Source organism: Spirosoma horti (assembly GCF_054776595.1).
On sequence record NZ_BAAHBQ010000009.1, the window covers coordinates 13,908 to 32,826 of the forward strand.

Consider the following 18,919-nt stretch of genomic DNA (forward strand, 5'->3'; position numbering starts at 1 on the left):
CCAATAATTGACCGGGTATATCCCGCACTTATTGGCGTAATCTACACAAACCGCGAGTTCGGTTGACTGGGTATTGTTCTCATTTTCGGCTTTGGCCTTCCTTACGAATGCCGACATAGAAGCCAACGCTATTGGCATAAAGGTCGCCAATGTCGGTGGCAATGGCTGCATTTGCTGTTATACCGTTCAAAATGGGTAGGGGAGCTGACAGGCTGAGCGCTGACGAAAACTGACGTACGCTATGGCCGAAAGGAACTTCATAGGTGCCCAGGTTTTCGCTATATGACGCTTTCAATTGGAAGCGTAAAAAATCATAGGCCTGCCCCGAAAGGCCAATGTGCATAACCGAGACCCGATTGTTGTTGGTGAACCCGTATTTGGGTAAGTTGCTTTGACTATCGGTGGAGGGCGTAATGAAGGGCGTTCCCATCGTCAGGCCAAACCGCGACCAGCCATCCTGGTACTGTGAATGGTTGAAATAGTTGTCACGGCCTCGTTGGGAGGCTTTTTCCAGAAATAAAGCCCCGCCCTGGCTCTCGGTATTCAGGTATTCGAAGAGAATCGATTGGATCTGAACGCCATTTGGATTGAGGGGCCGTCGGTTACGGATGCGCAGACCATTTAAACCGTCGCTGATGTTGATCAGGTAAAAAAGCGATCCATCTTCATAAATGCTCTGTCGATACGCAAAAACGGAAAAACGTCGCCCAGTATACTCAAACCCCAGGTCGACCGTGCCCAGATGATTCCCGATGCGGTTTTCGCGGTCAAACGAGCTAATCCGATTGGTGTCGAGATCGGTTCGATTCCCAAGCGAGCTGGCCGTAATAACGTCGATGTAGTCACTGAACCGGTTGGGCAACTGATTATTTTTGATAACCGAGCCAGGGAGTCGTTCCGTATTGCCGCCCCACATAACCTGGTGATTGATGCCGCCATACAATTTGAGCCGCCAGTGTGGTTTACCAAATCGGCCGTATAGCGCTTTCTGGTGTAATAGTATGTTTTTAATGAACCGATCTTCTTCAAACCAGCCGTGTGCATAAAACCCTTTAAACCCAAACAGGCTGTTTCTGGGTAGATAGTCCGGAATAGCGAGCTGAATTTTCAGCATAGGCAGGGTGTTGCCCGACCAGGCGTAGGAGCCCGAGGTAAGCGTTGAATCGACCAGGCCGATAATTTCCCGACGGCGCCCCGCCCAGACTTCCAGCCCTTTACCAAACTTTACTTTGACATAGGCTTCCGGAATCAGCAGCTTGACGTTATAGCCTGCATTCAATACGGCCTCCGCTCCCCAGCCCCAATCGACCCGCCGATTGACCGCCCGCAAACTGTCGAGTTTTGTTTTGGGTGTATCATGGTAGTCGACCCGCATCGCGTGGCGCAGGGTCATTAGTGCAGCTTCGCGGGGAACAATGCCATATTGATTGGCTCGTAACCAGAAGGGGGTTTCACCGGAGGTGGCAAAATAACTGCCCAGTTCGGTACCGTACCGAACTGGCTTGAGCGTCTGCCCCAGGCAGTTGGAGACAGCGGCCAGGTAGATGACCAGTAGACGGACAAGGTGGGGGTTTACCATAAACTTGCTTTAATCCTTCCGACCGTGTGCTTGTTGGTTGGTCACGTATAAATTGGTGGAGGTTTAGTAGTTTGCTCATTACATAAAACATGCCAGTCTATTTTCCGTTTTACGCGAATGGAAGGCGTCTAACGCTTGTTGTGAAATAAAAAGTGGTTCCTGGTTTTCGGAAGCCCTGAGATATTACCTTACCTTTGTTGTTTCGTTCAGCGTTTGCAATCGGACGTCGGTAGTACCGAGAACCTTTGTTGCCTGACGAAATTAAATGAACGTTTTAGACCGCTTGTTTACCCAAAAAGACTTACGTTGCTGACTTGTATCGGGCGTATACGTTACGCCCTTATTGAGTTGTAAAGGCTACTACCCAATTACTTATGATCCCTAACGATGAACTCATCCGCATCATTGATTTACTAAATACGACCTATGAAGGTGAAGAAGCCTGGCATGGTCCATCGGTCGTTGATGTATTGAGAGGTGTAACCCCGGATATGGCTGGGCGCCGGATTTCTCCGAACACGCACAGCATTGCCGAACTGGTTTTTCACATGACCAGCTGGCGGATCTTCTGCGTTAAAAAGATGCAGGGTGATGAACTGTTTGATATTGTAACTCCAGGCAAAAATTTTGGTGCCCTGCCCGATAAAATTGATGATTTTGAGTGGGAAGCCCTTGAAATGGAGTTGAGCCTGAGTCAGGAAGAACTTATTAATGAACTCGACAAACGCGACGACGACGAGTTCCTGGAAGATATTGTGCCCGGTCGTGACTATACGTATTATGATATGCTGCATGGGATTATCAACCACGACATGTACCATACGGGTCAGATCATGATTATGCAAAAGGCCCTGGGGCAGAAAGGAAACAGCTCCCGCTACGAAGACGATGACGTCGACGAATACGGTTCCCCTTTCGGCAGCAGCAGCGAACACGACGATTATTATTGATAAAGAGTGACTGAGTGAACGAGCGAACGTGAGTACGCCAGCACTCAGTCACTCGTGCATTCATACGCTCTTTCACTCATTCACTCTTTGAATTACTGGCTCGTTAAATCGGAACCCGAAACATACGGGTGGACTACTTTTCTTGAACAAGGTCGCGCCGTGTGGGATGGCGTGCGCAATTACCAGGCCCGCAACAACCTGAAAGCCATGCAACTGGGTGATCAGGTTTTGTTTTACCATAGCGTGACCAAGCCCAGTGTGGTAGGCCTGGCGTCTGTCGTGCGGGAGCATTATCCTGATCCAACCATACCCGACGATGCCCGCTGGGTCGCCATCGAGCTGGAACCGGTCATGGCCCTGAACCGCCCCGTTACGCTGGCACAAATTAAAGCCGAACCGTTGCTGGCCAACATTAGCCTCATCAAACAATCCCGCTTATCCGTCATGCCCATCCGCGTCGACGAATTCGAACTGATCCTGCACCTGGGACAGAACCGTAGTGATGACTGCTAAAGGATGTATGAAGCGTGATGAATGCCGAATGAAGCATAGTTTTTTCAGACTATTCTTCACGTTGAATTCGTCACTAAAAAAATAATATGACAGCTATTCAACTGATTACGCCCGAACCCTGGGCAGACTACGAATTGATCGATTCGGGTAATTTTCAGAAACTCGAACGATTTGGCGAGTTCGTACTGTCCCGCCCTGAGCCCCAGGCCATTTGGGATAAATCACTGTCGGATACCGACTGGGAGCGGCTGGCCCACGCCACGTTTCGGCGCGACCGCCAGTCACCCGAGCGGGGTGACTGGCAGACGTCGACCACTATGCGTGATCCCTGGTATGTTTCCTTCAACCAGGGCGGCTTGCGGCTGAAATTCAAACTGGCGCTGACCACCTTTAAACACGTGGGGATTTTTCCGGAACAGGCCAATAACTGGCAATACATTCACGACCGCGTAACGGCTCTTTCTGCCAACGTTCCCCGACCTAAGGTGCTCAACCTGTTTGCTTATACGGGAGGGGCTTCGCTGGCGGCTCGCCAGGCGGGTGCCGATGTTACCCACGTTGATGCCGTAAAGCCCGTGATCAGTTGGGCCCGGGAAAATATGGACTATAGCGAACTGGATAACATTCGCTGGGTGGTTGAAGATGCCGTCAAGTTTGTTCGGCGGGAAGTTCGGCGGGGCAATCGCTACAATGGCATCATACTTGATCCGCCGGCCTACGGCCGTGGCCCCGATGGGGAGAAGTGGGTGCTGGAGGAACACCTGAACGACCTGCTTAAATCCTGTGCCGATCTGCTGGATCGTACGGACTTCTTTTTTATCATCAACCTCTACTCATTAGGGTTTTCGTCGCTCATTCTGGACAACCTGATGGGGCAGATCTTCGGTACCGTACCCAACCCGGAATGGGGGGAGTTATATATGGCCGACAGCCATCAAAAACGGCTACCTTTGGGCGTGTTTTACCGATTTTCGTCATGAAGAGTATTATAGAGCGAACGAGTGAACGAGTGAACGAGCGTTTCGGCCCCTCCGAAATGCGCTCGTTCGCTCATTTATCCTTTCGCTCTTTTTCTTCCTTAACTCTTTCTTTCTTTCGCTCTTTCACTCTTTGTATAGCTCTTTCGCTTGTTTTACTGTCTTGCGGGGGCGACGACCGACAGACGGCCCATATACCCGATTTCCCTAAGCCGGGCGATAGCAGCCGGGTGGAGGGGGCCTTACGAGCGCTAACGGTAGCCATCAACCAATCGTCGCCTGCGTCGGCCTATGCCAAGCGAGCCGCTATTTTACTGGCCATGGGGCGGATGAACGAAGCTCTGGCGGATATTGATGAGGCTATCAGCCGAAATGACAACGCCGGTTCGTACTACCTGACGCGTGCCCAGATTTTACGGGCCTTACAGCAACCGGCCAAAGCGTTGCAAAACGCTCAGCGAGCGGAAATATTGGGTGTCGACACGCCCGAGTTATACACGTTACAGGGCGATCTGCTACAGCAGCAAAACCAGTTCGATAAAGCGAAACTCTACGTCGCCAAAGCCCTGCAAATGGCTCCCTATGATGGAGAGGCTTACTTTTTTAACGGGTTGATGGCCGCCCGGCAGGGGGATACCGCCCAGGCGATCACGCTCTATCAGCAGTCGCTTCGGTTGAAGCCCAGGTATCTGGAAACGTATAATCAGCTAGCGTCGGTGTACAGAACCCTAGGCGATCAGAATGCGGCACTGGCCTACAACCAGCAGGCACTACGCTATTTTCCCAACAATGCCCGGCTCTATTATGGCCGGGGATTGATCTATCATTCGGTCGGTCAACTCGATAGTGCACTAACGTATTATCGACAAACGATGACGATACAGCCAGGCTATTACCAGGCCTATTTCCAGGTGGGACTCATCAACCAGACCTACCGGAACTATTACGAAGCACTGGGTAATTATAAGCGTGTACAGCAACTAAGGCCGCAGTTTCCGCGTATTGATACGTACATTGGTTACTGCTACGAACAAATGGGACAATATGACTTAGCTATTGCGGCTTACACAAAAGCCAGTCAGCAAAACTCCACCGATCAGCAGGCGGCTGCGGGTTTATGGCGTTCGCAACGAAGACAATACGCACAAAATTCATATAACTCCTTATTTTTGCCGGATACGGCGGCAAAACCAATTGCTCAGGCGAGAAGCAGAACGGTGATCGATACAACCCGTGTTCGTATCATGACCATCCAGCCCAAAGCAAGAGTAACGACGAATGCCGACGATTCGCTCAAACGAACCGTAAAACCGATCAATTGATGTATGATATAACTGCCACCATTGTATATCATACATTAAAGTAAGTGGCTTACAGTTGTAGGTAAGTCGCGGGTACCACTAATTAACTTAGTTAACGTATGATTGCGCAGGACGAACAAATCCGCGTGACGCTGCCCGACGGGAGCGTTCGGGAATATCCCAAAGGAAGTACCGGGCTGGATATTGCCACGAAAATCAGTGAAGGTCTGGCGCGTAACGTGCTGGCTGCCAAAGTGAATGGCGTGGTGCAGGACGCCACACGACCCATTGACGAAGATGCCAATGTACAGCTGCTGACCTGGAACGATCCCGAAGGGAAAGCAACCTTCTGGCATTCGTCGGCGCACTTACTGGCCGAAGCCCTCGAAGCCCTGTATCCAGGTGTGAAATTTGGCATCGGCCCAGCCATCGAAACGGGTTTCTACTATGACGTTGACCTCGGCGGGCAACCCTTTTCGCAGGAAGATTTCAAGAAGGTAGAAGATAAGATGCTCGAGCTGGCTCGCCAGAAACAGCAATATATCCGTAAACCCATGAGCAAAGCGGATGCTGTTGCTTATTTTGAGGAAAAAGGCGATCCCTACAAGCTAGATCTGCTCGAAGGGCTGGCCGATGGAACCATTACGTTTTATAGCCAGGGTGATTTTACCGACCTCTGCCGGGGACCACACATTCCGAACACCGGTTTTATCAAAGCCGCTAAACTCATGAATGTGGCCGGTGCTTATTGGCGCGGCAACGAAAAAAACAAGCAGTTAACGCGTATCTACGCCGTTACCTATCCCAAACAGAAAGAACTCGACGATTACCTGTTCCTGCTGGAAGAAGCCAAAAAGCGCGATCACCGCAAACTGGGTAAAGAACTGGAGCTATTCGCGTTTTCGGAGAAAGTGGGAGCGGGGCTGCCGCTGTGGTTGCCGAAAGGAACCGTATTACGGGAACGGCTGGAAAATTTCCTCCGCAAAGCCCAGGTTCGGGCGGGGTATTCACCCGTGGTTACGCCCCACATCGGGAGCAAGCAACTGTATGTGACATCGGGTCACTGGGAAAAGTACGGAGAAGATTCGTTTCAGCCGATCAAGACCCCCGATCCGAACGAGGAGTTCCTGCTGAAGCCCATGAACTGCCCGCACCACTGCGAAATTTACAAAACCAAACCCCGTTCCTACCGGGATCTGCCCCTGCGGCTGGCCGAATTCGGAACGGTTTACCGGTATGAGCAGTCGGGTGAGTTGCACGGGCTGACGCGGGTGCGTGGGTTTACGCAGGATGATGCCCACATCTTCTGCCGCCCCGATCAGGTGAAGGAAGAATTTATGAAGGTGATTGATCTGGTGCTGTACGTGTTTAACACGCTTGGTTTCTCGGATTACAGCGCCCAGATTTCCCTGCGGGATCCTGAAAATAAAACGAAATACATTGGCTCCGACGATCTGTGGGAAAAAGCCGAGTCGGCCATTATTGAAGCGGCCGCCGAAAAAGGGCTGCCAACGGTTACCGAGCTGGGCGAAGCGGCCTTTTACGGGCCTAAGCTCGACTTTATGGTGCGCGACGCCCTTGGCCGGAAATGGCAGTTGGGAACCATTCAGGTAGATTATAACCTGCCAAACCGGTTCGAACTGGAATACATTGGCGCCGACAACCAGAAACACCGGCCCGTGATGATTCACCGGGCTCCGTTTGGGTCGATGGAGCGATTCATTGCCATTCTGATCGAAAATTCGGGGGGCAACTTCCCGCTCTGGCTATCGCCCGAGCAAATTGCGATTCTGCCCATTTCCGAAAAATACGAAGACTATGCCAACGAGCTGTTCTTCACCTTGCAGGAAAATGACATTCGGGGCTTCGTGGATTTGCGCGATGAGAAAATTGGCCGCAAAATACGGGATGCCGAAGTAAACAAAGTCCCTTACATGCTGGTCGTTGGCGAAAAAGAAGCCGCCGAGGGCGCAGTGTCCGTCCGGCGAAAAGGCCAGGGCGATCTGGGCAGCATGTCCGTTGAGGAGTTCATCCGGACATTCCAGGCCGAAGTGAAGGTGTAAGGTGGTTTACGGTTTGTGGTTTGTGGTTGGAGAAAGCAACTCATGCATCAGCCAACCATAAACAACAAACTGTAAACCACAAACCAACATAAACTTGCACCGGACGAGTATTTTCAATAGATTCCCGAACTTTTTACGATACAGTACGTTTTCAGAACGAGTAAAATAGCACACTAAACACAATTTATGGCATTACCCCAGCGGAGACCACCCCGTCGCGTGGTTGAAGAACCCTACAAAGTTAATGAGCGTATCCTGGCTCGCGAAGTGCGTGTGGTCGGCGAGAATGTAGAACAGGGCATCTACGATATTAACAAGGCGCAGGCTCTGGCCAAAGCGCAAAACCTCGATCTGGTTGAGGTGTCTCCCAATGCTGTGCCGCCCGTCTGTCGTATCGTAGACTACTCAAAGTTCAAATACGAACAGAAGAAAAAGCAAAAAGAGATCAAGGCGAATGCAACGAAAGTTGTGATCAAAGAAATACGTTTCGGCCCAAATACGGATGATCATGACTTCGAGTTCAAGCTGAAGCACGCGATTAACTTTCTCAAAGAAGGGGCAAAGGTGAAGGCCTATGTTCAATTCGTTGGTCGGGCCATCGTCTTCAAAGACCGCGGCTTTCAATTACTGGAGCGGTTTTCAAAAGGTCTGGAAGATTATGGCAAGGTGGAGGCTGAACCAAAGCTTGAAGGCAAGCGGATGAGTATGTTTCTGTCTCCTAAAGTCGTCGTCCCTAAAAAATAACGGATTTGTCAGCCGGCAGCGCTTGCTGCTGAACAAATAACCTGATATACAAAGACCTGCTCCGATTAATTTGGGCAGGTCTTTTGGTGTCAGGCAGGTCAGTATTGCTTTTTTTTGTATCTTTGCGGCCTGTTTACTTAATTTTCCATACAAAGCGGTTTACTATAATGCCAAAAGTAAAAACCAATTCAGCCGCCAAGAAGCGTTTCAAGCTGACGGGCACTGGAAAAATCAAGCGGAAGCATGCCTTCCACAGTCATATTCTGACGAAAAAAACGACCAAGCAGAAGCGTAATTTAGTTCATGCTACGCTGGTTGATGGTCCTGACGAGCGTCGCATCAAAGCGTTGCTAAACGTTTAGGCCAAAAAAAGACGCAGTTGCGTCTGGTTTAAGTTTCACCCGATGCCCGGCATTGAAGAGAATGAAGAATGAAGAATTATGATTGAAGAATAGTCGTCTAGTCTACACGCTTCACTTATTATTCTACCCGATTCTTTCCGCCGATCGTCAAAAAACAAGTCACATAAAATGCCACGTTCCGTCAATCACGTAGCCTCACGGGCGCGTAGGAAGAAAGTAATGAAGCTTGCCAAAGGGTACTTTGGTCGGCGTAAAAATGTTTGGACGGTTGCCAAGAACGCCGTCGAAAAAGGTCTGGGCTATTCGTACCGCGACCGTCGTGCCAAGAAACGCGATTTCCGGGGTCTCTGGATTCAGCGGATCAATGCGGGTGCACGGCTGCACGGTATGTCATACTCGGTCTTCATGGGTGCCCTTAATAAATCGGGCATCGAACTCAACCGTAAAGTATTGGCCGATCTGGCCATGAACCACCCGGAAGCATTTGCTGCCGTTGTTGGACAAGTAAAGTAAACAGGCTCCTTATTACCCGAAGCGGGGAGGCAGTAACAGGCATGACTGACATACGTTGGCTGCCCGTTATTGTCTCCCCGCTTTTTGCTACGTCTGAATACTTCTCGTTTTGATTCCCGCTCGTTCGCCATCATCCTGACGGCCCAGTAGATAAACATCCATCTCTGATTCGCCGACGCGGAATACCTGACGGACGGTCAATGTTTTTTCAACTATTTCTTTCAGTTGCTGGAACCTGGCTGTCCGGGCTTTTTCCTCGTCGCCATACCAATCCTGGTCTGTAGTAACCGGCTCCCAAAAATCGGCTTCGGGTTGTTCGTCAACATAAACAGCGGGCGGTAGCATTAACCAGTCCTTGATCTGGCTAACGGTGAGCGGGTCATGCTGCTTTAGGTAACAGGCTACCGGTTCAATGGGCTCATCCGATTCACTTGGGTACAGTAAATCGGGAAGTAAAGGACCGACCTGATCGCTAAAGGAGATGTTTTTTAAAACCTCATCGCTACTTTTCGGGTTTTGGTTCGTCATAGGGGGAAGTAGATTCACCCTAAAATTAACCGATTCGGGGTAAAGTATATGGCCAGGGCGGTCTAATTTTAGGGCGCGTACCCAATCACCTATTCTCGTTAACCAGTATTAAACAAATAAAATCATGCTAGAAACCTTAATGAATCTGGTGCAGCAGCAATCAGGTCAGGCCGTGATCAACAATCCCGCTATTCCCAATAGCCAAAACGACAGTGTCATGCAGACCGTTGCTGGCAGCATCATGAGCGGCTTGGGTCAACAGGCTCAGGGTGGCGGTTTGGGTGGCCTGCTTGTCATGCTAACGGGCCAGGGAAACGTTAATGATCATCCAGTAACACAGGGCGTTCAGCAGAATGTGCAGCAGGATCTCATGAGCAAACTGGGTATTTCGCCCCAGGTAGCGATGTCTATAGCTACTGCCGTGGTACCCATGGTGTTGAGCAAACTGATGCATAAAGCCAACGATCCTAATGACTCCAGCGTTGATGGCAACGTAATTATGGGCGCGGCTACCGGTAAGCAGGGCATCGACTGGATGGGCATGGCCGGGTCGGCAATGGCCGATGGCAAACTCGATATGAACGACCTGATGCGCGTTGCCGGTCAGCAAGGCGGTGGTGCCGGTAATGGCGGTGGCTTGGGCGGTATGCTGGGTGGCCTGTTCGGAGGAAAATAAACGGAAACGATGTTTAATGAAGAAGGCAGTCCCTATGGGCTGCCTTTTTTATGTTTGACAAGTCCTGTCAGGTTGCTGTTGCCTTCCGGCAACAGCTTTGCGCTTATGCTGCTTCGTCGAAAACCAACTCCAGCAGCGCACTGATGAGCGCCACACCAGCAAAAACAAAGGCCAGTCTGGTGTAGCCGAGTTTGTCAAGTAAAGCTGCTGCCAGGCCAAAAAGGGCAAGGCTGAACAGGAGCCGATAAGGGAGTCCCAGCCGATGCGCCGATCGGGGAGCGGCCAGCACGCCCCACAAGCCAGCTGCCAGGAGCGGAAGACCCAGGCCCATCAGGTACTTTAGCCCGATCGATCTGCCCCCCTGAAACCCCCACATACCCAGCGAAATGAGCATCGCCATCTCCAGTAAGAAGGCAACAAGTTGATGAATTGCTTTAAGGAACGCCATGATTGATAAGCATTTTGACTAGCTAGGGGCCTGATGGGCTGCAAAACTCTGCCAACATTTTAAACGGGTTGCTCAATAAACGTCATAATGGCCCATAAAAGTGGATTATTATGACAATCTGACAGCAATTTAAACATTTTCCCGGGCTGGCATTTGTATTGATAGAAAGGTTATGTCTGTCAGTTTACAACCACAGCATTAAAAGAAACTAAATCCAATTATGGGAAAAATCATTGGTATTGACTTAGGCACCACGAACTCGTGCGTGGCCGTGATGGAAGGCAACGAGCCGGTCGTGATCCCCAACTCAGAAGGAGCACGGACCACCCCCTCGGTAGTCGCATTTATGGATAACGGCAACGGCGAACGCAAAGTAGGCGCACCCGCTAAACGTCAGGCCATCACGAACCCGAAAAATACGATTTCCTCCATTAAGCGCTTTATGGGTAAACGCTATAGTGAGGTAACGAATGAAATTAAAAACGTCGCTTACGACGTTGAAAATGGCCCGAATAGTACGCCCCGCGTTCGCATCGGTGACCGCCAATATACGCCACAGGAATTATCGGCTCTGATCTTGCAGAAAATGAAGCAGACCGCCGAAGATTACCTCGGACAAACGGTGACGGAAGCCGTTATTACGGTACCAGCTTACTTTAACGATGCAGAACGTCAGGCAACCAAAGAAGCCGGCGCTATTGCTGGTTTGGATGTAAAACGGATCATCAACGAGCCAACCGCAGCCGCTTTGGCTTACGGGTTGGATAAAACCAATCAGGATCAGAAAATTGCCGTATTCGACCTGGGTGGGGGTACATTCGATATTTCGATCCTGGAACTGGGTGATGGTGTATTTGAAGTGAAATCGACCGACGGGGATACACACCTGGGTGGGGACGATTTTGACCAGGTCATCATCGACTGGCTCGCCGATGAATTCAAGAAAGATGAAGCCATCGATCTGCGGCAGGACCCAATGGCCCTGCAACGCCTGAAAGAAGCCGCTGAAAAGGCAAAAGTTGAACTGTCGAGCTCCAACTCAACGGAAATCAACCTGCCGTATATCATGCCGGTAAACGGTATTCCAAAACACCTTGTCCGGACGCTGAGCCGGGCGAAATTCGAGCAATTAGCTGATTCGCTGATTCAGCGCAGTCTGGAACCCTGCCGCCGGGCGTTGAAAAACGCTGGTCTGTCGGCCAGTCAGATCGACGAAGTCATTCTGGTAGGTGGGTCAACCCGGATTCCAAAAGTACAGGACGAAGTAGAGAAACTGTTTGGTAAGAAGCCATCCAAAGCCGTTAATCCCGACGAAGCCGTAGCCATTGGCGCAGCTATTCAGGGCGGTGTGTTGACGGGTGAGGTGAAAGACGTTCTCCTGCTCGACGTTATCCCGCTTTCCCTCGGTATCGAAACGATGGGTGGTGTATTTACCAAAATGGTGGATGCCAACACCACGATTCCAAGCAAGAAAGTGGAAGTATACTCGACGGCCTCGGACAACCAGCCCAGCGTTGAGATCAACATCCTGCAGGGTGAGCGCCCCATGGCAGCTCAAAACCGTCAGTTAGGCCGGTTTATCCTGTCAGATATTCCACCAGCACCACGGGGTGTGCCTCAGATCGAAGTAACCTTCGACGTGGACGCCAACGGTATCCTGCACGTAACGGCCAAAGATAAAGGCACCGGCAAAGAGCAGAAAATCCGGATCGAAGCATCGAGCGGATTGACCGACGCTGAAATCAACCGGATGCGCGAAGAAGCGAAAGCCAACGAAGCGGCCGATAAAGCCGAACGCGAAACGGTTGAGAAAGTCAATGCAGCTGACTCGATGATCTTCCAAACCGAGAAGCAACTGAAAGAATACGGCGACAAATTGTCGGAAGGCAACAAGTCGGCCATCGAAGCAGCGCTGACCACGCTCCGTACGGCCCACGGTGCCCGCGACGCAGCCGGTATCGACAGTGCGCTGGAAGGGCTGAACGCAGCCTGGGCAACGGCATCGACCGAAATGTACAGTGCCACTAACGGAGCCGGGGCTAACCCAGCCGATGGCGCCGATTTCGGTGGAGACGGCAGCAATGGTGCCGCCAACGGACAGGGACAGCCAACGGGCGATAATGTCTCGGATGTACCGTACGAAGAAGTGAAGTAAAACCGCTTCGGCGGCCCGGCGGGATTTACCGGATTTTTTTGATTCATATGATTGTGTAAAAGCCCCTGCCGGAAACGGCAGGGGCTTTTTTTATAGTACCTGGATTGCCTACTCACTTGAAACCAAACAGAACCGGAAACAAAAAGGTAACCACACTTGCCCACAACCCATAAATGGGCAAAAAGGCCGGCAGGCTACGTTCTACCCGCTCTAGTTCATGGCGATCGTTTACTGTTCGGATCAGTCGATACGTAATAAGCAGGAGATGAGTCAGAATAAGCAGGTTGCCGCCTAAAATCGCAAGCTTGTTTGGGGTAAGGCCCCATTCGGAGATTCGGAATAAAATGGCTGAAAGGGCGATCCCATTCAGGAGGATTGTCACAATTGACAGGCCGCACAGCATCAGCGTATTGAGTCGACTTCCGGTGTTCTGCGCGGTTCCGGCAATGGAAAATAAGATGATGGCCATCACCCCGATCAGTAATAAATTAAAGAGCAACAGAAACTCTCTATTGCTGTATGGATCCTTACCGGTGTAAATAACCGCTACCAGATAAATGACCAGGGTTACAAAAACCAGGGGCGTAAACACGTTGGCAATTACCGGAGAGACCCTGTTTACCAATTGCGGATTTGACTGAACCAGATAGGTGCCTACAATTGGGGCAGCCGCCAGACCCCAAATGGCAATGTGCTGAAAATAGAATTTCTCTATCTTGAGATCAATAAGCCCAAAAAGCCCCAGCGTAATCCCGGTTAGGCCGCCCCCGGCAATCAGGATAAGCGTGGTCATCACAACCAGGTCGCCATTGTATCTGAGGAAATCCAATCGACCCTGGTCGTTTTGCAGATTGCCTCCTGCATACGTAAAACCCAGCATAGTCCATAAGAATAAGGGTAGGTGAAGGCAGGCTAGCTTCAAGGTATCGCTTTTGTCATTGTCAGGCAAAATGTTCATGTAGAGCGCCGAGGCTACCATGACGAACGAACTGATTGCCACTGTTTTTAGGGGAAGTTTCTGCTTCCATGAAAAATAGGCCGTCAGGAATGGGAAAACGATGAAAGCGATAGTTCGGGAATAGAAGTACTCCGGGTTAATGCCGAAAAAATTGGGGAATTTAGCAAGTAACCCAGCCAGGAACGAAAGCGCAATCACAACCATCAATTCCCTGCCTGACCCCCAGGAAATAACCTCTTTCTCAAAATTGAGCCGTTCATGCCAGATTTGAGCAGATATATTTTCTTGAATGTCTGCATATATAAGATTAAACGCTCTTTTGAACTCTATCCTATTATTCCGGTACAATTGTTCGAGCTGTCCGGGATTGCCCAGGTTGTTCCTGATCTCTGCCTGCATGGTATGTTTAAAGTAAGGGTACAAATAGGTGTTGGTCGTTTTGCTACCTTCGTCATGGGCCTAGGCCATTCTGATGATATCGTAGATAGCTTTTATTTAAAGTACTTTGAATTACAAAGTAAAATAACAAGAAGCAGATAAACAACCTGTTATGTATTGATTGGCCGATAATCTGCTTTTTTTACACCGTTTCGGCTTTTAAGCTGCCTGATAATCCCAGCCTCAAAAAATCAAACCTTGCCAATGCGGATTATAACAAAAGGCCTGCCAGCAGGGTAGATAGTATATCCTTGATAGCAGGATGGCACCCTTACAGGATCATAGAAATACATCGATGTCGTCAAGAAAAGCGTAAAACCCTATGGAATACACTCGATTTGGAAATACCGGTATGCTGGTTTCCCCCATTTGTCTGGGGACAATGACCTATGGAATACCCACTGAGCGCTGGCCCTGGGCGCTGGATGAAGAACAAAGCCGCCCGTTTATTCAGAAAGCGCTGGAACTGGGCATCAACTTTTTCGATACCGCCGATGTGTATTCTGGCGGGATGAGCGAAGAAGTAGTGGGCCGGGCGCTGCGTGACTTTGCCCGGCGCGATGAGGTTGTCCTGGCCACCAAGGTATTTAACCCCATGGGCCCCGGACCCAATGACAAGGGCCTGTCGCGCAAGCACATTATGCGTGCCATCGACGCCAGCCTTACGCGACTGGGTACCGATTATGTGGATCTCTACCAGATTCACCGCTGGGATAACAACAGTCCCATCGAGGAAACCATGGAAGCCCTGCACGATGTGGTGAAAGCGGGGAAAGCCCGGTACATTGGGGCTTCGTCCATGTATAGCTGGCAGTTTGCCAAGGCCCAATACACGGCCGACCTCCGGGGCTGGACCCGTTTTGTATCCATGCAGCCCCACTACAATCTGGTGTATCGGGAAGAGGAGCGGGAAATGTTGCCCTTCTGCGCCGACCAGAAGATTGCCGTAATTCCCTGGTCGCCCCTGGCGCGTGGTCTGCTGACTGGCGGACGTAGCCATGAGCGGAACGAAACCGAACGGGCCCGCACCGACACGTTTGGTAAATCATTGTACAGCGAAGCTGATTTTGCCATCGCCGATCGCGTATCCGACGTTGCCCGGCAGCGTGGTATTCCCAATGCGCAGGTGGCTCTGGCCTGGATGCTGAGCAAACCGGTCATCACGGCACCGATCATTGGCGCCAGTAAACCGGGACATATCGAAGACGCCGTGGCTGCTTTATCCGTGAAACTGTCCGATGAGGAGATCCATTCTCTGGAAGAACTATACCAGCCCCATCCGGTACGGGGTATGTAGGAAACAGCTGGTTTGTTGAATAAGGCCCGGGTAGGATGAATAGGCAAGTCGGTCTGATCGTTGCCGGATGCCATTAAAAGACCCTTCCTGAAAGAACCAGTCATCTAGCTCTTTCAGGAAGGGTCTTTTAATGAGAAAGGATCAATACGCTACCGTCAATCTAAATTAACAACGTCATTGGCCTGGGTAACCAACTGAACATCCGCCAATGTAAGTCCAGCAACTTCGCCAATGACAATGATCGCCGGGTTGTCAATACCCGCTTCAGCGACCCGATCACGAATATCCTGAACACGGCCAACGACCTGTTGCTGGTTGGGCAACGTTCCATGCTGAATGATGGCAACCGGCGTTTCAGCTTTTCCGCAAGCGGCAAAAACGGCCATGATGTCCGCCAGTTTATGCATTCCCATCAGAATGACAACGGTTGCCGTGGACTGGGCGGCCAGGTGGAGGTCGGCGGAGAGTTGCCCCGCTTTGGTCGTTCCCGTTACCACCCAGAAACTTTCCGAAACACCCCGGGTAGTTAGGGGGATATTGGCCGAGGCTGGAACGGCATAACTACTCGACAAACCCGGTACGACCTGGGTTTCGATGCCGTGCTGACGGGCGAATTCGATCTCTTCGAACCCCCGGCCGAACACAAACGAGTCACCGCCTTTCAGCCGGACAACGTGACCATACTGCTGCGCATAATGCACAATCAGCGGGTTGATGTCTTCCTGCATGCAGGAATAGGCACCCCGCCGTTTTCCCACATACACCTTCAGGGTATCGGGACGGCAATAGTCGAGCAGGTCCGGATGAACCAGGGCGTCATACATGACCACATCGGCCTGCTGCAACGCCTTGATTCCCTTTACCGTGATCAAATCCGGGTCGCCTGGCCCCGCGCCTACGAGAGTGAGTTTCATTTTTGAATGATTGAGTTGTTGACTGCCTGAATGATTGATTGAGATCACCGGATGGTAGTCAATCAATCATTCAGGCAGTCAATCACTTTTTAACTATCCTGCGCCTGGGTCAGCTCCTGCAGTTCGGGGGCGCCTTCCTGCTCGATCTGCTTTTCTCGGAAAGCCTGTACGGCTTGGAGGAAAGCCTCGCCCTGCGCCAGAAACCGGGTGGCAAACCCCGCGGATGGTTCTTCCTTGTTTATGCTGAACACCAGGGATTTGAAGTCGCCTTCTGCCTGGTGGAAATCCGGTTGTGCCGCAAAGGTTTTGTCGAAATCACTCACAATCCCGTGCTGGGTATTGGTGGGTATATCGCGACTCATCAGCGCAGCCCGGGCACCGGTAATGAACACGTTGTAGGTATGATAGAGGGCATCGGCCCACCGGCTTTCGGCCAGCGCTTCCCGAGCCCAGCCTAGTTTTTCGGTGGCTTCGGTTAACGTCGTGGCGACCAGATCGATCAGCACACTGGCGCATTCGCCCACGCCCACTTCCGTTACATACTGCTCGGTATGGTCCCAGTCGATGTAATCGCTGTCCACGAGGGTCTTCAGATCGGCGAGGGGTTTCAGCAACTGGTAAAAATAGTTTTTCCCCTGCCGTGCGTAATAATCGCTGTAGTACTCGCCATCGAAGGCATTGGCCTCGAAATCGCGGAGTAAATACCGCAGTGAATCAGGACCACGTTTGGCCGGAATCTTAATGACTTTGTCGGCAATCAGTCCTTCGCCTTTGCCGTTGAAGCCACCGCCCAGCAATACCTGTAACGCCGGCAGCACATAAGCTCCGTTTTTCAGGGAAGAGCCGTGGTAACCAATGTTGGCGACCGAGTGCTGGCCGCAACCGTTCATACAACCTGAAATCTTGATCTTGATGTCGTCGTTGAAAACCAGATCGGGGAACTCGTCGTGCATCATACTTTCCAGCGCCCGGGTAATGCCGTAGCTGCTCGAAATGGCGAGGTTACAGGTATCCGTCCCGGGGCAGGTCGTAATGTCGGCGGTCGTGTCGAAACCCGGATTGGCCAGCCCCAGCGCGTCCAGCGCGGCATAAACCGCGGGCAGATCTTCGGGGCGGATAAACCGCAGCAAGTATCCCTGGTTGACTGTTACCCGGATGTCGTCGGCAGCATACTGCTTCACAATAGCGGCCAGCGCCCGGGCCGTATCCGAGTGCATATCGCCCAGTAGTACCCGCAATTGCACGGCATACCAGCCGGGTTGCTTCTGTTCGAAAACGTTGGTTTTGAACCAGGTCGTGAATGTTGGGTTTTCGGTCTGCGCTTGACCCGTGTTTGGTTGGTAGTTAGCTGCATCGGGTCGATCCGGGTACTGCACACCTACTGAATCCGGTAATCCGTTTATCGAAAACGTTTTAGTCTTTAAGGCGGGGGTTTCGGCCTCGACCCGGCTCAGCAGTTCGTCCAGCCCAATATCATTGAGCAGGTACTTCATCCGGGCCTTGTGGCGTTTCTGGCGTTCGCCATAGCGATCGAATACCCGAATGACCCCTTCAATGAAAGGAATCACCCTGTCTTCTTCCAGAAACTCGAACGCGGTCTGTGCCGAAAAGGGCTGAGCGCCCAGGCCACCGCCCAGCATTACTTTAAAGCCCCGTTTTCCATCCTGGATCCGCGCCACCAGGCCCACATCGTGCATGTAGCCATACGCCGAATCGGTTTCGCTGGAGGAGAGGGAGATCTTGAATTTGCGACCCATATCCTGACAAATAGGGTTGCGCAGGAAATAGTCGAAGATATAGTACGCGTGGGGAGTAATATCGAACGGTTCCAGCGGGTCGATGCCCGCCCGGGCCGATCCCGTCACGTTACGAACGGTGTTGCCACAGGCTTCTTTCAGGGTAATGCCCGCGTCTTCAAGTTCAGCCCAGAGCTGGGGAGAATCGGCCAGTTTGACGAAGTGCAACTGGATATCCTGCCGGGTGGTGGCGTGGAGATTACCCGTTGCGTATTTGTCCGACAGGTCGGCAATGCGCACCAACTGATCCGCCGTAATCCGGCCATGAGGCAGCTTGATGCGAATCATCTGAACCCCCGGTTGCCGCTGGCCGTATACGCCCCGAGTAAGCCGGAACTTACGAAAGGCCTCATCGGCTATGTCGCCCACGCGAAAGGAACTGATTTTCTGCTCCAGATCCAGAATATCACGCCGGGCGGCCGGGCTAACATTGTCGGTCAGTTGAATAGCCATGAGTAAGGTATATTGTCTATAGATTTAATCAACTAATTCAGTAAAACGAAACGCCGGTAAGCCCCGGCGTCCTGTTTCTTGTGCAAGTATAAGCGTTTTTAGCCCTGTTTTGTTCGCAATTCACCCAACTTATCGTTATCCACCATAACCCGTTGTTATAGGACAGGGTTCCTTAACGGGCTGGTAGAGCGATTATAGGATTCGTTCGTACCGTTTACGAACGGATCGGTCGCGCTGATTTCCTAATCCTGTAC

17 protein-coding genes are annotated in these 18,919 nt (G+C 51.3%); 11 read left to right on the forward strand and 6 right to left on the reverse strand.

From position 1 onward, the window contains the following. Positions 1-79: 79 nt before the first annotated feature. The gene (locus ACYVAM_RS25560) at positions 80-1,579 is read right to left on the reverse strand and encodes a capsule assembly Wzi family protein (protein WP_461072414.1); all 1,500 of its coding nucleotides are present in this window, start codon (positions 1,577-1,579) and stop codon (positions 80-82) included. Between the two features lie 374 nt (positions 1,580-1,953). Between ACYVAM_RS25560 and ACYVAM_RS25565 the strand changes: the two genes are divergently transcribed. The 8 genes from ACYVAM_RS25565 (at position 1,954) to rplT (ending at position 9,002) form a co-directional block, all read left to right on the forward strand. Beyond that, on the forward strand, positions 1,954-2,529 hold the full coding sequence (locus ACYVAM_RS25565; protein WP_461072416.1) for a DinB family protein: 576 nt from the start codon (positions 1,954-1,956) through the stop codon (positions 2,527-2,529). An 87-nt stretch (positions 2,530-2,616) separates the two neighbouring features. Then, complete coding sequence (locus ACYVAM_RS25570; protein ID WP_461072418.1) at positions 2,617-3,042, forward strand: EVE domain-containing protein; 426 nt, start codon at positions 2,617-2,619, stop codon at positions 3,040-3,042. A gap of 86 nt (positions 3,043-3,128) precedes the next feature. Beyond that, complete coding sequence (locus ACYVAM_RS25575; RefSeq protein ID WP_461072420.1) at positions 3,129-4,022, forward strand: class I SAM-dependent methyltransferase; 894 nt, start codon at positions 3,129-3,131, stop codon at positions 4,020-4,022. Beyond that, a complete protein-coding gene (locus tag ACYVAM_RS25580) occupies positions 4,019-5,341 on the forward strand; it encodes a tetratricopeptide repeat protein (RefSeq protein WP_461072422.1) in 1,323 nt (440 codons plus the stop codon). The genes ACYVAM_RS25575 and ACYVAM_RS25580 overlap by 4 nt, the downstream gene beginning before the upstream one ends. Positions 5,342-5,439: 98 nt before the next feature. Next, the gene (thrS, locus tag ACYVAM_RS25585) at positions 5,440-7,383 is read left to right on the forward strand and encodes a threonine--tRNA ligase (RefSeq protein ID WP_461072424.1); all 1,944 of its coding nucleotides are present in this window, start codon (positions 5,440-5,442) and stop codon (positions 7,381-7,383) included. A gap of 186 nt (positions 7,384-7,569) precedes the next feature. Beyond that, positions 7,570-8,127: a translation initiation factor IF-3 gene (infC, locus tag ACYVAM_RS25590; protein ID WP_461072426.1), complete on the forward strand. Its 558-nt coding sequence runs from the start codon at positions 7,570-7,572 to the stop codon at positions 8,125-8,127. A gap of 167 nt (positions 8,128-8,294) precedes the next feature. Beyond that, entirely contained in the window at positions 8,295-8,489 is a 195-nt protein-coding gene (gene rpmI / locus ACYVAM_RS25595) for a 50S ribosomal protein L35 (RefSeq protein WP_461072428.1), read from the forward strand. 168 nt (positions 8,490-8,657) lie between these two features. Continuing rightward, positions 8,658-9,002, forward strand: a complete 345-nt coding sequence (rplT, locus tag ACYVAM_RS25600) for a 50S ribosomal protein L20 (RefSeq protein ID WP_461072430.1) — start codon at positions 8,658-8,660, stop codon at positions 9,000-9,002. Between the two features lie 87 nt (positions 9,003-9,089). Here rplT and ACYVAM_RS25605 read toward each other — a convergent pair whose 3' ends face one another. Further along, positions 9,090-9,530: a nuclease A inhibitor family protein gene (locus ACYVAM_RS25605; RefSeq protein WP_461072432.1), complete on the reverse strand. Its 441-nt coding sequence runs from the start codon at positions 9,528-9,530 to the stop codon at positions 9,090-9,092. Positions 9,531-9,654: 124 nt separating this feature from the next. Here ACYVAM_RS25605 and ACYVAM_RS25610 point away from each other — a divergent pair, with 124 nt between their 5' ends. Further along, positions 9,655-10,206: a hypothetical protein gene (locus ACYVAM_RS25610; RefSeq protein ID WP_461072434.1), complete on the forward strand. Its 552-nt coding sequence runs from the start codon at positions 9,655-9,657 to the stop codon at positions 10,204-10,206. Between the two features lie 103 nt (positions 10,207-10,309). Here the strand turns inward: ACYVAM_RS25610 and ACYVAM_RS25615 are convergent, their stop codons facing one another. After that, positions 10,310-10,654 carry a YrdB family protein gene (locus ACYVAM_RS25615; protein ID WP_461072436.1) on the reverse strand — a complete coding sequence of 115 codons (345 nt, stop codon included), beginning with the start codon at positions 10,652-10,654 and terminating at the stop codon, positions 10,310-10,312. A gap of 220 nt (positions 10,655-10,874) precedes the next feature. On the opposite strand from ACYVAM_RS25615, the gene dnaK reads away from it, so the two are divergent. Further along, positions 10,875-12,809 (forward strand): molecular chaperone DnaK, encoded by a 1,935-nt coding sequence (dnaK, locus tag ACYVAM_RS25620; protein ID WP_461072438.1) that lies wholly within the window; start codon positions 10,875-10,877, stop codon positions 12,807-12,809. Positions 12,810-12,921: 112 nt separating this feature from the next. Here the strand turns inward: dnaK and ACYVAM_RS25625 are convergent, their stop codons facing one another. After that, complete coding sequence (locus ACYVAM_RS25625) at positions 12,922-14,166, reverse strand: hypothetical protein (protein ID WP_461072440.1); 1,245 nt, start codon at positions 14,164-14,166, stop codon at positions 12,922-12,924. 361 nt (positions 14,167-14,527) lie between these two features. Here ACYVAM_RS25625 and ACYVAM_RS25630 point away from each other — a divergent pair, with 361 nt between their 5' ends. Next, positions 14,528-15,502, forward strand: coding sequence for an aldo/keto reductase (locus ACYVAM_RS25630; RefSeq protein ID WP_461072442.1), 975 nt, complete (start codon positions 14,528-14,530; stop codon positions 15,500-15,502). Between the two features lie 155 nt (positions 15,503-15,657). On the opposite strand, the gene cobA is transcribed toward ACYVAM_RS25630, so the two are convergent. Both cobA and ACYVAM_RS25640 read right to left on the reverse strand, forming a co-directional pair. Further along, complete coding sequence (gene cobA, locus ACYVAM_RS25635; RefSeq protein ID WP_461072444.1) at positions 15,658-16,416, reverse strand: uroporphyrinogen-III C-methyltransferase; 759 nt, start codon at positions 16,414-16,416, stop codon at positions 15,658-15,660. 89 nt (positions 16,417-16,505) lie between these two features. Next, positions 16,506-18,665 carry a nitrite reductase gene (locus ACYVAM_RS25640; protein ID WP_461072446.1) on the reverse strand — a complete coding sequence of 720 codons (2,160 nt, stop codon included), beginning with the start codon at positions 18,663-18,665 and terminating at the stop codon, positions 16,506-16,508. Positions 18,666-18,919 lie beyond the last annotated feature (254 nt).